The 14073-nt window shown below is 69.6% G+C and carries 16 protein-coding genes and 1 pseudogene; 6 read left to right on the top strand and 11 right to left on the bottom strand.

Going from position 1 to position 14073, the window contains the following annotated elements; genetic code table 11:
- Positions 1 to 5: 5 nt before the first annotated feature.
- The 4 genes from FZ988_RS15310 to FZ988_RS15295 all read right to left on the bottom strand — a co-directional run bounded on the left by FZ988_RS15310 (position 6) and on the right by FZ988_RS15295 (position 3320).
- Positions 6 to 290 (bottom strand): hypothetical protein, encoded by a 285-nt coding sequence (locus FZ988_RS15310; protein ID WP_149204892.1) that lies wholly within the window; start codon positions 288 to 290, stop codon positions 6 to 8.
- A gap of 28 nt (positions 291 to 318) precedes the next feature.
- On the bottom strand, positions 319 to 1107 hold the full coding sequence (locus FZ988_RS15305) for a prolipoprotein diacylglyceryl transferase (protein WP_149204891.1): 789 nt from the start codon (positions 1105 to 1107) through the stop codon (positions 319 to 321).
- Positions 1108 to 1324: 217 nt separating this feature from the next.
- Positions 1325 to 1954 (bottom strand): DUF305 domain-containing protein, encoded by a 630-nt coding sequence (locus FZ988_RS15300; protein ID WP_149204890.1) that lies wholly within the window; start codon positions 1952 to 1954, stop codon positions 1325 to 1327.
- A 172-nt stretch (positions 1955 to 2126) separates the two neighbouring features.
- Complete coding sequence (locus tag FZ988_RS15295) at positions 2127 to 3320, bottom strand: YibE/F family protein (protein ID WP_246169552.1); 1194 nt, start codon at positions 3318 to 3320, stop codon at positions 2127 to 2129.
- A 314-nt stretch (positions 3321 to 3634) separates the two neighbouring features.
- On the opposite strand from FZ988_RS15295, the gene FZ988_RS15290 reads away from it, so the two are divergent.
- Positions 3635 to 4324: a thioredoxin-like domain-containing protein gene (locus FZ988_RS15290; RefSeq protein ID WP_223145155.1), complete on the top strand. Its 690-nt coding sequence runs from the start codon at positions 3635 to 3637 to the stop codon at positions 4322 to 4324.
- Between the two features lie 221 nt (positions 4325 to 4545).
- Complete coding sequence (locus tag FZ988_RS15285; RefSeq protein WP_149204888.1) at positions 4546 to 4824, top strand: metal-sensitive transcriptional regulator; 279 nt, start codon at positions 4546 to 4548, stop codon at positions 4822 to 4824.
- Between the two features lie 28 nt (positions 4825 to 4852).
- Here FZ988_RS15285 and FZ988_RS15280 read toward each other — a convergent pair whose 3' ends face one another.
- From FZ988_RS15280 to FZ988_RS19040, 4 genes and pseudogenes are all read right to left on the bottom strand, one after another.
- A complete protein-coding gene (locus FZ988_RS15280) occupies positions 4853 to 5659 on the bottom strand; it encodes a prolipoprotein diacylglyceryl transferase family protein (RefSeq protein WP_149204887.1) in 807 nt (268 codons plus the stop codon).
- Positions 5660 to 6417: 758 nt separating this feature from the next.
- The gene (locus FZ988_RS15275; protein WP_149204886.1) at positions 6418 to 6726 is read right to left on the bottom strand and encodes a hypothetical protein; all 309 of its coding nucleotides are present in this window, start codon (positions 6724 to 6726) and stop codon (positions 6418 to 6420) included.
- A 250-nt stretch (positions 6727 to 6976) separates the two neighbouring features.
- The gene (locus tag FZ988_RS15270) at positions 6977 to 7285 is read right to left on the bottom strand and encodes a hypothetical protein (RefSeq protein ID WP_246169558.1); all 309 of its coding nucleotides are present in this window, start codon (positions 7283 to 7285) and stop codon (positions 6977 to 6979) included.
- Positions 7286 to 7377: 92 nt separating this feature from the next.
- A pseudogene (locus tag FZ988_RS19040) lies at positions 7378 to 7434 on the bottom strand (hypothetical protein); the annotation flags it as partial.
- A gap of 99 nt (positions 7435 to 7533) precedes the next feature.
- Between FZ988_RS19040 and FZ988_RS15260 the strand changes: the two are divergent.
- Positions 7534 to 7737, top strand: a complete 204-nt coding sequence (locus tag FZ988_RS15260; RefSeq protein WP_149204885.1) for a helix-turn-helix domain-containing protein — start codon at positions 7534 to 7536, stop codon at positions 7735 to 7737.
- A 151-nt stretch (positions 7738 to 7888) separates the two neighbouring features.
- On the opposite strand, the gene FZ988_RS15255 is transcribed toward FZ988_RS15260, so the two are convergent.
- From FZ988_RS15255 to cmtR, 3 genes are all read right to left on the bottom strand, one after another.
- Positions 7889 to 9628, bottom strand: a complete 1740-nt coding sequence (locus tag FZ988_RS15255; RefSeq protein ID WP_149204884.1) for a protein NO VEIN domain-containing protein — start codon at positions 9626 to 9628, stop codon at positions 7889 to 7891.
- A 334-nt stretch (positions 9629 to 9962) separates the two neighbouring features.
- Positions 9963 to 10562, bottom strand: coding sequence for a cadmium resistance transporter (locus tag FZ988_RS15250; protein WP_013115601.1), 600 nt, complete (start codon positions 10560 to 10562; stop codon positions 9963 to 9965).
- The gene (gene cmtR / locus FZ988_RS15245; protein ID WP_090034559.1) at positions 10559 to 10918 is read right to left on the bottom strand and encodes a Cd(II)/Pb(II)-sensing metalloregulatory transcriptional regulator CmtR; all 360 of its coding nucleotides are present in this window, start codon (positions 10916 to 10918) and stop codon (positions 10559 to 10561) included. The genes FZ988_RS15250 and cmtR overlap by 4 nt, the downstream gene beginning before the upstream one ends.
- A gap of 182 nt (positions 10919 to 11100) precedes the next feature.
- Between cmtR and FZ988_RS15240 the strand changes: the two genes are divergently transcribed.
- The 3 genes from FZ988_RS15240 to FZ988_RS15230 are packed head-to-tail and all read left to right on the top strand — an operon-like array spanning position 11101 to position 13926.
- Entirely contained in the window at positions 11101 to 11700 is a 600-nt protein-coding gene (locus tag FZ988_RS15240) for a recombinase family protein (protein ID WP_149204883.1), read from the top strand.
- Between the two features lie 7 nt (positions 11701 to 11707).
- Entirely contained in the window at positions 11708 to 13111 is a 1404-nt protein-coding gene (locus FZ988_RS15235) for a Mu transposase C-terminal domain-containing protein (protein WP_149204882.1), read from the top strand.
- Complete coding sequence (locus FZ988_RS15230) at positions 13108 to 13926, top strand: AAA family ATPase (RefSeq protein WP_149204881.1); 819 nt, start codon at positions 13108 to 13110, stop codon at positions 13924 to 13926. The genes FZ988_RS15235 and FZ988_RS15230 overlap by 4 nt, the downstream gene beginning before the upstream one ends.
- Positions 13927 to 14073 lie beyond the last annotated feature (147 nt).

The following is a 14073-nucleotide window of genomic DNA, read 5'->3' as shown; positions in this document are numbered from 1 at the left end:
CGGGCTCAGGGGTGACGCGGGTCGGAGAGCTCGTTCAGGCGCCCCGTGGTCAGGACCTCGTCGAACCGGTCCATCAGCTCGCCCTTGCTCACACTCGGCAGCGCGTCCAGGGGCAGGTCGGCGAGGCCCCGATGGCGCCGGCCGTAGAAGGGGGAGCGCGCGGTGGCGTGGTGTCGCAGCACGGCTAGGGCGCGCTGCTGGTGGTTCTCGAGCTCGGCGCGCGTCCAGCGGTCGTGCCGGGTGAGCTCGGCTCGCCGGAGCAGGACGCTGACCAGCAGATCGAGGTCCACCGCCTCCACTCCTTCCGAGGTCGGATCGTCAGGTCAGCGTGTCCACGCTGCCGACCGCCTCCCGGTGCGACGTCTCAGCGGGCAGCGCCCTCACCGCCGCCGTCACCCGGAAGGCGAGGATGGCGCCTGCCGCGATGCTGACCAGTGACCACAGCTGAGGCTGGGTGAGATCGAGCAGGACCGGCTCGTTGATCCGCAGGAGCTCGACGAGGAACCGCGCGACGCCGCTGAGGACGAGGTACGCGCCGAAGAGGGCGGCAGGGGCGAGGCGGCGCCCGAGGCGCCACAGGGCCACGGCGATGAGCCCGGCTGCGAGAGCCTCGTAGAGCGGCGTCGGGTGCACCGGCACGTCGGTTGCGACCACCCCGTCGGGAAAGCTCATGGCCCACGGCAGGTCGCTCGGCCGGCCGTACGTGCCATCCCCTGAGAGCAGGCACCCGATCCGGCCGATGCCGTAGGCCACGGTCAGAGGGATCGCTGCCAGCCCGGCGACCAGGCCCGGCGGCAGGTTGTGACGCCGGACCACCACCAAGGCCGCAACGACCCCGCCGATGAGCCCACCGAACCAGGTGAAGCCCGTTCCGCCCAGGTCGTGAGCGGTGATGGTCGGCAGCTGTTCGAGGAGGTAGTAGGCCTTGGCGGCGGCGAAGCCCCACACCGTGGCCCACATGACCAACGCGTGGGCCGAGTCCTTCGCCAGTCCGCGACGCTCGAAGGCTCGCCCGAGCAGGAAGGCGGCGACGAGGGCCGCAGCGGCCTTGCTCAGGCCGTAGGTCTGGATGTCGAACCCCAGGACGGAGAAGAGAACGGGTTGCATGGATCCCCACCGCGACGTGCCGCGCGACCCTGTGCCGGGAGGCACAGGTCGTCGTCCGCGGACGACGCCAGCCTCGGCCCTGCTCGTCAAGGGTCGCCGCACGCGGGGTCAACCTTCGATGAAGATGCGTCGTCGTCCGGATCGCTCGCGACCGCGACGCGGCGGTGCCTCGCTCGAGCCGGCCCACGAGCGAGGCACCGCTGTGCGATCGCGTGAGCTAGAGGTCGGCCAGCAGGTTCGTCATCTCTGTGATCTCTGCGGTCTGGTCGTCGATGATCTTCCCGGACAGCTGGACGGCCTCGGCGTTCTCACCCTCCGCACGGTGCTCCTCGGCCATCTCGATCGCTCCGCGGTGGTGATCGGTCATGAGCTCGAGGAAGCGGCGGTCGAAGTCGCTGCCGCTCAGCGTGGTGAGCTCGCTCATCACGGCCTCCTGGTCCATGCCGTCCATCTCCATGCTGCCGTGGTCCATGCCGCCCATGTCGGTCTCGGACGGCAGCTCCTCGTCCCACGCCTGCAACCAGGAGGTCATCAGGTCGATCTCCGGGCCCTGTGCACCCGCGATGCGCTCACCCAGCTCGCGTACCTCCGGGGACGCGCCCTTCTCCGCCGCCAGCTCCGCCATCTCGATGGCACCCTCGTGGTGCACGATCATCATCTGGGCGAACTGGGTGTCGGCATCGTTGTGGGCCGCGCTGCTGTCGGCGTCGGCGCTCGCCGCCGCCGGCGGTGCCGTGGACCCGTTCCCGGCGCCCTCCTGCTCGTCGGCGGGTGCGCCGCACGCGGTGAGCGTCAGGGCCAGGGCTATGCCGGAGGCGGTCGCGAGGGTCCGTACGTTCTTCTGCAAGGCATCTCCCAGGTGGTCTCGGCGCGCCTTGGGGGCGCGGTGCACCCACCACCCTGCGTCATCGTCGCGTCACTCGGATCAGTCATCCATGAAGGTTCGATGAAGGGCTGTCAGCATCCTGCACACGCGAGGGGCGAGGACGGGGGCGGCCGTCGCGAGCGAAGCGCGGGCTTCAGTGCCCGTGCCCGTGCCCACCCGGCGCTGCGACTGCGTGCCGACGGCGCACGGGCTCTGTGGTCGCCACCAGCACGGCGATGAGCGTCGTCAGGGGGATCGCCAGCACCAGCCCGATCGAGCCCACGAGCGTCCGGGCGATCTCCTCGGCGAACTCGCCGCTGCTGATGGTCTGGTAGAGCGGCCTCTGGTACACCTCAAGGAGCAGCAGGACGGGCAGCGCAGCTCCGGCGTATGCGAACGCGATCGTGTAGACGGCAGACGCGATGTGGTCGCGGCCGATCCGCATGGCTCGGGAGAAGAGGCTGCGGCGGGTCGCTGCAGGGTCGGCGTCGCGCAGCTCCCACACCGCTGACGCCTGTGTCACCGTGACGTCGTTCAGGACCCCGAGGCCCGCCAGGGCGACCCCAGCGAGGAAGAGGCCACGGAGCGCGTCACCCCCGAGTCGCCCGGTCAGCATGGCCAGGCGGTAGTTCTCCTCGGTCGAGATGCCCGTCAGGTGTGCGGTCCGGGCGGCCACGACACCCAGGAACGCGGTCATCGCCAGTCCGCCGAAGGTGCCGAGCAGCGCTGTGGTGGTGCGCTTGGAGAAGCCGTGCGCCATGTAGAGGACGACGAACATGATCGCCGATGATCCGACGAGTCCGACCATCAGGGCGTCTCTGCCCTCGAGCAGCGCCGGGAGCATGAAGGTGGCGATCACCACAGAAGCCACCGCGAGGCCGACCAGGGCGCGCACGCCGCGCAGACCGGCGACCGCTGTGACCATGAGTGCGAATGCCACGGTCAGCGCGCCCAGCGGGACGGATCGGGAGTAGTCGAACCACGCCCAGACCTCCGGCTCGGTGTCCGTGGCGAGGTACTGGACTAGGACGATCGCGGTGCCGGCGGGGACGTCGGCGGCGCGCACGGTTGCGGGCGCCCAGATCTGAACCTCCTGTCCCTCGGCGTCGCCGCTCGTGACACGCGCGGTGACCTGGGTGCAGGCGACGGCGGCGGGGATGCTTCCGTCGGGTCGGCGGTCCTCGTTCTCGCCCCCGCACGAGTCGCTGGTCGCGGACATGACGCGTCCGGTCGGGTACTCGGCCTCAACGGCGACGATGCCGGTCCGGTGGGCCTCGCCCGTGGGCCACAGCGTCACGAGGCCGGCGCCTGTTGCAGCGATGAGTGGCAGCAGGATGGCCGCCAGCACGAGACTCGTCCGTCCGGGCACTTTGACCCTCGGAAGGCCCATCAGCGGTCGGACGACGGTGGAGTGGGGACTGGGGCCGCGACGGCATGGCGCGTCAGGCCCCGGTGGACGGGGCCTCGCAGATCTGCGGTCATGGACACGCGAGGATCCTCGCGCCACCTCGCGCGTTGCAGTCCGGACCTGACGGGATCACCGGCGCTTCTTCATCGGAACTTCATCGCGGGCGTGCGGCGCCCAGGAACACGCGTGGTGCGCTGGTGCGTTGATGCCCGAAGGGTCGGCTCGCTCCGAGCCGGCCGTCGAGAGGAGTGCACGTGAGTTCAGGTCAGAAGCGACCCGCCGCGAAGGACGAGCGCCGGGCCCGTGTGGCGGAGATCAAGGCGGCTCAGGAGCGTGCGGACCGCCGTCGTAGTCGCCTCATCGCGATCGTCGTCACACTGGTCGCCCTGGCACTCGTGGTGCCCGCCACGGTGCTCATCGTGCAGGCTCAGCAGGAGAGGTCCGGGCTCGAGGCGGCTGCCGAAGGTCCCATCGAAGGTGAGGAGGTCGTCGAGGTCCCCTCGGCGACGCACGTGACCGAGGACGTCCCGTACCAGGATGCGCCGGCGATCGAGGTCGAGGAGGCCGGCCAGCTGCTCCCGCCCCTCGGCGGTGATCACGACCCGGTGGTGCAGAATTGCCAGTTCTACGACCAGCCGGTGCGCAGCGAGAACGCCGTCCACTCCCTGGAGCACGGCGCGGTGTGGGTGACTTACAGGCCGGGGCTCGAGGAGGAGCAGGTCGCCGCCTTGAGGATCCTCGCTGAGGAGAATCCCTACCTGCTGGTGAGCCCCTTCGAGGACCTGGCTTCGGACGTCGTCGCGACCGCGTGGGGCGTCCAGGTCGAGCTGGACTCGGCGTTCGACGAGCGTCTCGAGCCGTTCCTGGTCCGCTACCTCCAGGGTGAGCAGACACCGGAGCCCGGTGCTCCGTGCGACGGTGGAACGGACGCGCCGGCCGCCTGACGAGGGGCCCCACCTTCCGGACGTCTCGGAACTCACGCCGGCCACGCCTTCATGGAGCCTTGACCGTTACCGCAGCGCGTTCGACATCCGCCAGCGCTTACCTTGGATCTGCCATACCCACCGGGGGTACTCGAGGTCGACGCCTCTCCGACGAGCCTCGGGGCGTCACCGACGACTCGACAGGTGGGGCGACGCGGTATGACGCTCGCGAGGAGGATCCGATGACCGACACCGACCCCAAGCAGGACTTGCTCCTCCGGTTACGCCGCGTCGAGGGCCAGGTCCGGGGAATCGCCCGCATGGTCGAAGAGGACAAGTACTGCATCGACGTCCTCACCCAGGTCTCGGCCGCCTCCCGTGCCCTGCAGTCAGTCGCCTTGAGCCTGCTCGAGGACCACATGGGCCACTGCCTGGTCGATGCAGCCCAGGCCCGGGGACCCGAGAAGGACGCCAAGCTCAAGGAAGCCGCCGACGCCATCGCGCGGCTCGTCCGCAGCTGACCCGGGGAGCTGGCACGACGCTGAAGGCCTACCCGAACAACGGCGTCATCAGAGCGCCGGTCGCGGCGATCAAGGCCACAGCCAGCGTGACGCGGCGTCCGTGCCGGGTCGCGCGGGGCAGGCCACGCAGCGGAAAGAGGACCTGGCGCACGACCACGTATGCGGCCAGGCCCCCGACGAAGAGGAGGCCGCCCCACGACGTGGGTACAAGCCAAGCGATGACGGTGGTGATGAGCGCCAGCGCGCCGGCTGCAGCTGACTCCATCAGCTGTACCGGCACTCGACGGGTCCCGATGCGTCGGTCCGATGACCAGACGCCCCACCGGGAGCGGGTCGGGACCCCGGCGCAGCACCCACCCAGGAGACACCCGAGCCGACCGACGGCCTGACCGACCAGGAGGGCGGGCACGGTGGCATCGAGCAGGTGTCCGACCGCTACGCCCTGGACGGTTCCGCCGATGACGAACGTCGCCGTCGCGGTGATCACGAAGCCCTGGACGCTCAAGCCTGCGAGCGACCGGTTGCCGGGCTCTTGCATGTGGGTGAGCCGGTAGTAGAGCTTGGCGCCGACGGCACCCAACGCGGTGGCCACGAGGGCGAGAACCGTCACTTCAGCCGGGGCCAGTCCGTGTACCCGAGACAGGAAGCCTTGGAGGACCAGAGCCAGCACGACCCCGATGGCCACCATCGCGGGCCAGGCACCTAGCACGACGCCAGGTGCCCGCATGGTTGCGACGAGCGCGAACGTGGACGTGCCGACGGCCTCGGCGGATGGGAGTCGCACGACGTCGGAACGGTCACCGCCCTTGTGGATGGCGATGGCCTCGGCCGTCACGCGCCACCTCCCTGGAGCCTTCCCGACCACGCGGTGCGTGAGCGACGTGCGCCCGCTGCCCGGCTGGACCGCGGACAGGGTGGCCCGGGCGACGAAGTCATCGGCAGGGGTGCGGGCCTCCGAGACGTCCAGCCGGCGGCCGGTCAGGCGGACGACCACGTCGTAAGCGCCGCCGGTGATGGGTGCGTCGAACCAGTAGGTGAGGCCCAGAGCCTGCGGCCCTACATCGGCCAGGGCAGAGGGTGACGTGATGAACTCCAGCGCGCTCGCCGTACCCGCCGCACCGCCAACTTGCGCGAGCCTCGGCATCGGCTGCGTCGGGGGCAAAGGGGCCGGACCCGGAGGGACCTTGGTCGGCGGCGTAGCAGGCGAGGTCGGGCGGGCGCCGGCGCCGGCGCCAGGAGCCTTGGCTCGTGGCAGGGGTACCGCGGCAAGGGGCACCCGCGCGCGGGACGTTCCGGCCGGAGGAACCGACGCCCTCAGCGGAAAGGTGAGCGGTACTGAGTGTGTGGCGCCGGGTCGCGGTGAGGAGTCAGCGCCCTGGGGAGGCTGGGGGGGAGTCGGCGGCACGGCTGATCGGGGCGCTACCGCGGGGCGCCCTGTTCCGGAGGGATGCCTTCTCGCTGGTCGACGTGCCACGTGCTGCCTCTCTTCGGACATGATGCGTGCGGCAGCCACGATGGCCTGCACGACCAGCGCTGCAGGTTCACGGACGGTCAAGACTCGGTGAAGCCACCCCGCCCTGCGTTGTGGACGCGTCAGTGGCAGCCGCGAGAATCCGATCCGCGTTGGGTGGGGAGGTGAGGGGCGTAGTGAGCTGCTTCGGTCGATGCGACCGGCGTGGCGGCGCCGGTGTGCCCAGGTATTGAGGTGCCCGCACCGGCGTCACCCCGGCCGGCATGAGGACCTCCACCGTGGCCACCATGGCCACCGGCATGCATCGCGAGCATCAAGCCGACGGCTGCCAGCGACACGATGGTCCGGCCCGGGACTCCGGCGACCCAGGCCACCAGCGCGGCGACCGCGATGCCCAGGTACAGCTTCATGGACAGGCTCTTCAAGCTCATCGGGACTCCACCTCACGCCACGACGCTCATGCGCCTCTGGCCTCGTGAAGAACAACCGTGCCGTGCCGCGATGGAGATCAGGCCGCACGGCTGATCAACGTTCGATGTCGTCCTGCTCAGCGGCTTGCCCACGACTCCTGCCACACCGAGCCCGCGGCGGGTCAGGTGTGACTCCCGCCGTCGCTCCGTGGCCGGACACTCCAGGTGTCGAGCTCGTTGTCCCGTGGATGGGAGGGCACCTTCGTCGCGGTCACATCCGGTGGGCCATGGGGAGCAGGAAGAGCCAGACGTTCACCGCTCCTAGCAGGGCTATGATCGCCACGTAGGGAGTGAGCGTTGCCCGCCGGCGGGTGGCGGTCTGGTAGCGCCGGTGGGCGATGCGCCGGGCCGTGTAGACGGAGCCGGCCATGCCGAGGGCGAGCAGGGCGAACTGCAGCAGCTGGATGGTGGGCGCACTGACCAGCGCCGGGTCGCCCGTCGCGGTGGAGCCGAAGAGTGCCGCGGTCGTGTAGTAGACCGACTTCCCCTCGGCGAGGAGGTGGAAGAGGTTGTGCGCCAAGTGCCCGGCGACGTCCAGCGGGATGAGGGCGTAGCCGAAGCGGGCGAAGTTCGTCTTGACGCGCCTGTGGTCGGGTCCAGGCGTAGGTGCTCCCAGGCGCGCCAGAGCGCCTCGAGGCGGATGACCGCCTCGGTGGTGACGCCGACCACGGACCGCGGGCCAACGGCGGGGCGGACCCGTCATCGCTGGGTCTACCGATCGGGGGGAGCGTCTCCTCGTTCGTCACCGTTCTTCGAAGGAGGTCCACGATGTCCAACATCCAACACCGCGAGTCGGCGCCCGGGCTCGTCACCGTCGCCGAGGTCGCGGACGAGCTCCGCGTCACCCAACGCTTCGTCCGCCAGCTGATCGCACGCGGCGACCTGCGCGCGGTTCGAGTCGGCGCGCGGATCGTGCGCGTACGCCACGACGACGTTCTGGCCCTGCTGCGCCCTACCGGCGGCGCCGCGTAGTGGGCGGTGCGGCGGATCGCGGCCGGCGCAGACTCCCGAGCTCCGCGGCTCTTCGCGGCCCTCAAGCCCGCGGCTGTCGAAGGCCCAAACCAGGTGCCCGAGGGAGTTCGTTCTTCAACGCCTGCATTGACTTCGGTCTGTGCGTGGCCTCTCATGCCTCACGGTCGGCGCCGCCCTCGTCCTCGGAACGGTCGTCGTTCGGAAGGTCGAAGGTCAGGGACATCTGCGCCTTCGCCAACTGCAGCCGCCCTCGCTGTTCGCGCACCAACTGGAGTGGGTTGGCCGCCCGCGCGACATCGGGGACCGCGGCGTCGACGTTGGTGACGCGGTAGACGTAGTAGCGCTCGCCGCGGTAGGCGGCTTCGACCAGCTCGCTGTGTGAGATGAAGAATGGCTCGCTGGGGTTCGGGCCCTTCGTCGACTTGACCTCGATGTAGATCACTTGGTCGTCGTCAGCGACGCTACGAATGTCGTACGGCGCCGTCTCGTTCGTCTGCGACACCCAAGTCACGAGCTCTGGGTCCTTGCCGATTGACTCGAGGTGCAGCCGCTCGGCGTTGTAGACGGCCTCCTCGCCGCGCCTACCAACGCGCCGGTCTTCTTCAGGGTTCTGGAAGGTCCATGGGGTCATGCCGCCAGTGCCACCGCCGCGATAGCCGGTCGCCGGGGTGGTTGGCGCAAGCGTGCCCGGTGCGGCGTCGACGACCCTGATCCGCGCGTAGTCGAGGGCCGGCGGCGGCTGCGGCGCTCGCGGCGTGATGGCCGGTGGTGCGGGCAATGCTGGTGGTTGCGGTGGCGAAGGCGAGGGCGCCGCCGGGGCGAGCACAGCTGCGCCCGACGGCGGAGTTGGTTGCACGAGGCCTTCCTCGGCACTCGCAATCAGTGAGTCGATGACGTTGAAGAGGTCGTTCTCTTCAGGCGGCAGCCTCAGTTGGACACGCGCCTCGTCGATGTCCCGCTGCTGGATCTGCCGGTCGGCCATCATGCGGTCCCGGTCGGCGTCGGTGGCGGTGAGCAGCATGGTCACGGCGTCGGCGAGCGGAGCGACACCAAGGAACTGCGCCAGCTGGCGTCCAAGGGGGAACCAGTACGGGTGACCCCTTTCAGGATCGAGCTCAAGGTAGGCGGTGCCGAGCACTCGAGTCCTGCGCCCGACCTGCTGGGGCGGCGTGGCGATGTGGCAGGTGGCGTCCCGGCGCTCGACCTCGACGCCGTCGTAGCGGTATCGGAGAACCAGCTCGTCGCAGACGACGAGTTCGAGCGTTGTCAAGGCACGTCGCGCTGTCGCCTCCGCGCGCGGGTTCTCTGCCCGGATTAGCGCCAACAGGTACGGCTTGAGCCGATTGATCCGCTGCGAGACAGCGCGCGCTGCAGCGTCGTCGGCGTGCTGTCCGTAGGCGATTGGCGAGGTCTCGACGACACCGTCGAGACTCGTGAGTGACAGGAAGCGGACGAGTCGGTTGAGGCCGGACTCGGCCGCAAGGACATAGCTCTGCTTCTCCCAGGTGTCGCGCAGCAGCGGATCATCGGCGTAGGGCGGCTGTGCGACGAAGGCCGTCGAGCCGTCGCGAGTGGCCAGTAGCCGGACCGTCTCCGGCTCGGGTTTCGGCGCTATGGCGTCGGGTAGGACATCGTTGAGGGTGCGCTGCACCCATCGGGCGGCGAGTTCGATCTCGTGGTTGGTGCCGCCTGATTCATCGGCCTCGGCCGCCACGCTGTCGAGCAGCGCCAGTAGGTCATCGACGGTTGGCCGGGCGGCGTCGATCAGGTTGAGCGCGCTGGCCATGGCGGTGCCGCCGCGCATCCGGTACATGGCCTCGCTGATGCGGGGTATCCGCTCCTTGATGCGCCGCGGCGTCTCCTGCGAGTCGATCCACGCCTCGGCCGGCACGACGAGATCGCTCCTCGCGCCACGGGCAACCGGAACCCACGGGAGGGACTCCAGCGTGTAGGCGAAGAGCGACCGGCAGCGTTGCTCGCGGTTGCCGGCATGGCCCTGGTGTGTGGTCTTGGCGTTCAGGTGGCGGGGCCTTGTCGGTGTTCTGTGGCGGTCGGGTCAGCTGGCGCCGACAACCAGGGGGTGATCGCGGGTCTACCGCGAGATCTGCCAGCGCGGCCACGCGATGGCAACACCGGCGCGGCTATCCACCATGCCTCTCCTCGGAGCTCTTCGCTCCGTGCGTGCAGTCTCTCAACCGAGATGCGTCGTGGGCCGGGGCAGGGCGTCAGAGGCCGAAGGCTCCGCCGCTGACGAGGATGACGATGCCCAGGCCGATCAGAACGATCGGGAACAGCACGTGTTCCCAGCGTTCGAGGACTTCGGCGATCGGTCGGCGCGTGGCGATGAACTTGGCCAGCATGACGAGGATCGCGACGAGCAGGAGGAAGACGACACAGTAGGCGACCACGGCTACAGGTCCCACGTTGAGGAAGACCGGGACGTAGACGCCGATGTTGTCTCCTCCGTTGGCGAAGGTGACCGCGGCGACGGTCAAGACGCCGACGTTCTTGCCCTCAACCTTGGCGTCATCGTCATCGTCGTCGCTCCCGCGCCAGGCCCGCCATGCGGCCCACAGGCCTAGGGCCAGGGGGATGAGCCCGAAGTAGGGGATGGCTTCTTCAGGAAGGAATGCTCCCGCGCCCAGTGACACGAGCACGGCGGTGCCCAGGATGCCGGCGAACCCGAGGTACTGGCCTGCGGTGATCCGGGCCGTCGTCCCGCGTTGCCCTGCGCCCCGGGCGAAGAACAGCGAGAGCACGATGATGTCGTCGATGTTGGTGGCAACGAACAGGCCGATCGCCTGCAGGACCGAGGAAACGATCACGCGTCAGGCTCCGCGTTGGCGCACCCGGGAACAGGGCAGGCAGGATCGATGCAGGGAGCGTTCTCGTTCACGGCGAGGGTGACCTCGACCAGTGCGTTGAGCGCCCGTGCCAGGTGCGGGTCGGCGATCTCGTAACGTGTCTGGCGGCCCTCGGGCTCGGCGACCACGATGCCGCAGTCGCGCAGGCAAGCCAGATGGTTCGACACGTTCGAGCGCGTCAGCCCGAGGTCGCGTGCCAGCTCTGCCGGATAGGCGGGCCGCTCCAACAACGCCATCAGGAGCCGTGACCGTGTTGGGTCGGCCATTGCCCGGCCCAACCGGTTCATCACGTCCAGGCGAGTAGCAATGCTCAGCATGTGCTGAACTATACAGCACTGACTGAACCGGCAGCCTGTGCCGCAAACGAACGTTTCCGCTACACCGCAGGAGGGCCCGGTCGGCGCAGGTCACCGACGAGGCGCCCGATGTAGCGGAACTGTGTGCCGGAATCTACGGCGCAATACTTCCTGTGTCGGACGGGTTTCGCTACGGTCGGAGGGTGGGACACCTCCTGGGCTACGCGCGCGTGTCGACGACCGACCAGGACGCGTCGCTGCAGACCGACGCGCTGACCAAGGCCGGGTGCTACCGGGTGTTCGTCGACACCGGCTCCGGGTCGCTGCAGCACCGGCCCGAGCTGGACAAGCTGCTGGACCAGCTACGCCCCGGTGACACCCTGGTGGTGTGGCGCCTGGACCGCCTCGGCCGGTCCATCCGGCACCTGATCGACCAGCTGCAGGTCCTGGCCGACCGGGGCGTGGGGTTCCGGTCCTTGCAGGAGACGATCGACACCACTTCCCCGGGCGGACGGCTGGTGTTCCACGTCTTCGCGGCCCTGGCCGAGTTCGAGCGCGACCTGATCCGAGAGCGCACCAACGCCGGCCTGGCGGCCGCTCGCGCTCGGGGCCGCAACGGTGGACGACCGTCGGCGTTATCCGCGGACCAGGTCCGGGCTGCCCGGCGCATGTACGAGCAGAAAGACATGACCGTCGCCCAGATCGGTCAGGTGCTTGGCGTCTCCCGCACCACGATCTACCGGGCCTTGAACCGCCCACCCGCCGCAGCGGCCCCGTCACGACGAGCCACCAGCGCCGTGTAGGTCGGTCGTGGACGCGGACGGGCGGTGGCAGATCCTGCGGTCGCATGTCGAGGACCAGGTCCCGCTCGCCGCGCTGGCCCGTCATCACGGCCTGGGTGTGCGCACGCTGGAACGCTGGCATGCCCGCTACCGCGCCGGCGGCCTGCAAGCGCTGGGCCGACTGCCGCGGGCGGACGCGGGCGGGCATCGCCTACCGGCGGAGCTCATCGCGCTGATCGAAGGGCTCGGGCTGACTCGGCCCCGCCCACCGATCGCCGCGATCCACCGGACGGTGGTGAAGGTCTGCTCCGGCACCGGGTGGCCGGTCCCGTCCTACGGCGTCGTCCGGTCGATCATCACCGCCCTGGACCCCGGCATGGTCACCCTCGCCCTCGAGGGACCAGCCTCCTACCGGGACAAGTACGAGCTCGCGTTACGGCGGACGGCCGAGAGCCCCAATGCGATGTGGCAGGCGGACCACACCTTGCTGGACATCGTGCTCGTCGGCACGGACGGCAAGCCGGCCCGGCCGTGGCTAACCGTGGTGATGGACGACCGCTCCCGCGCGATCTGCGGCTACACGGTCTTCTTCGGTGCGCCGTCGGCGATGTACACCGCCCTGGCGTTGCGACAGGCGATCTGGCCCAAGACCGACCCCCGGTGGCCGATGTGCGGTATCCCCGAGGTGCTCTACGTCGATCACGGGTCCGACTTCACCAGCGACCATCTGGCCCGCACCGCGGTTGACCTGCACGTCCGCCTGATCCACTCCGCCGTCGCGCGACCCCAAGGGCGAGGCAAGGTCGAACGCTTCTTCGGCACGGTCAACACCGAGCTGCTCACCACCCTGCCCGGACATCTCGCCAGCGGTGCGGAGAGCTGGCCAGCGCCAGCACTGTCCTTGGCCGACCTGGACGCCGCCGTCGGGGCGTTCGTCCTGGACTACAACGATCGGGCCCACAGCGAGCTCGGTGTCTCGCCGCGGGCGGCGTGGATCGCCGACGGGTGGCTGCCACGCCTTCCCGACACCCTCCAGGCGCTGGACGGGCTGCTGCTGACCGTCGCCCGATCCAGGACCGTGCGCCGCGACGGCATCCACTTCCAGGGCATGCGCTACGTCGCACCGACCCTCGCCGGCTTCGTCGGGCGCCCCGTGGTCATCCGCTACGACCCCAGAGACATCACCGAGATCCGCGTCTTCGACCACGACCAGTTCCTGTGCGCCGCCGTCGACCAGGACCACCACGCGCAGCAGATCAGCCTCAAGGACGTCCAGGCCGCCCGCAACGCCCGTCGCCGCGACCTGCGCCGAGGCATCAACGAGCGGATCGCCGTCGTCGCCGCCCACACCCCCGACCCCCCGGCCAGGCCAGTGCCGCCCCGCCGACCGACGGTGGCGCGGCTCAAGGTCTACAAGGAGGACCTGACGTGAGCGAACGCTTCATCGTCACCAAGGAGCACCGCCGGTTCACCGAGTTCGCCGACTCCGTCCGGCGCGGGCGCACCATCGGGCTGTGCTTCGGACCGGCCGGGGTCGGCAAGACCGTCTCCGCACGCCGCTACGCCCACTGGGACCAAGCCCGCGAGCTGCTCACCGACTGGGGCCCACGCAGCGACGACGACGCCAAGATCTACGCCGCGCTGGCCAAGAACCGCACCGCCCTGTACACCCCCGGGGTCCTGACCACCCCGCGGCTGCTGCGCGAGGACCTGGACCGGATCATCACGCGCACCAGCATCTGCATCCAGCAGCACGTCGAAGTCCCCGGCCGCATCCCCCTGGACCGGTGGGGCACCCGGCGCACCACCAACTACGTACAGCTCGTCATCGTCGACGAGTCCGAACGCCTGAGCCCCACCGCCCTCGAGCTCCTACGGGACCGCTACGACCGCGACCAGATCGCCCTGATTCTCATCGGCATGCCCGGACTGGAGAAGCAGTTCACCCACTACCCCCAGTTCTACAGCCGCGTCGGCTTCGCCCATCAGTACCGGCCCTTGAGCAACGACGAGCTGCTCTTCGTCCTCCAACGCCACTGGCGCACCCTCGGCAAGACGCTCAACCCCGACGACTTCACCGACGCGCAGGCCATCGCCGCGATCAGCCGCATCACCCGGGGCAACTTCCGCCTCCTCGAGCGGCTCTTCCCCCAGATCGAACGCGTCCTGAAGATCAACGAGCTGCAGACCATCACCAACGACGTCGTCGAAGCCGCCGCCAGCACCCTCGTCATCGGGACGACCTAGACACCGCCGTTTATCAGCACCAGCACGCCGCCGTGTACCGGTGAAAGCCACAGCCACCGCGATGCTCGAGGCCGGCATCCACCTCAAGGCGGTCTCCGAACTCCTCGGGCATGCTGACATCCGGATCACCGCAGACGTCTACGGCCA

The sequence above is a fragment of the Actinotalea subterranea genome (assembly GCF_008364845.1).
Classification (GTDB): Bacteria; Actinomycetota; Actinomycetes; order Actinomycetales; family Cellulomonadaceae; genus Actinotalea; species Actinotalea subterranea.
The sequence above is the reverse complement of the archived record's forward strand: the minus strand, read 5'-3'. Positions and strand labels throughout refer to the sequence as shown.

Coding starts and splice junctions, on each gene's coding strand:
- FZ988_RS15305 (WP_149204891.1), bottom strand. CDS start 1,107: ATGCAACCCGTTCTCTTCTCCGTCCTGGGGTTCGACATCCAGACCTAC.
- FZ988_RS15285 (WP_149204888.1), top strand. CDS start 4,546: ATGACCGACACCGACCCCAAGCAGGACTTGCTCCTCCGGTTACGCCGC.
- FZ988_RS15275 (WP_149204886.1), bottom strand. CDS start 6,726: ATGAGCTTGAAGAGCCTGTCCATGAAGCTGTACCTGGGCATCGCGGTC.
- FZ988_RS15260 (WP_149204885.1), top strand. CDS start 7,534: ATGTCCAACATCCAACACCGCGAGTCGGCGCCCGGGCTCGTCACCGTC.
- cmtR (WP_090034559.1), bottom strand. CDS start 10,918: ATGCTGAGCATTGCTACTCGCCTGGACGTGATGAACCGGTTGGGCCGG.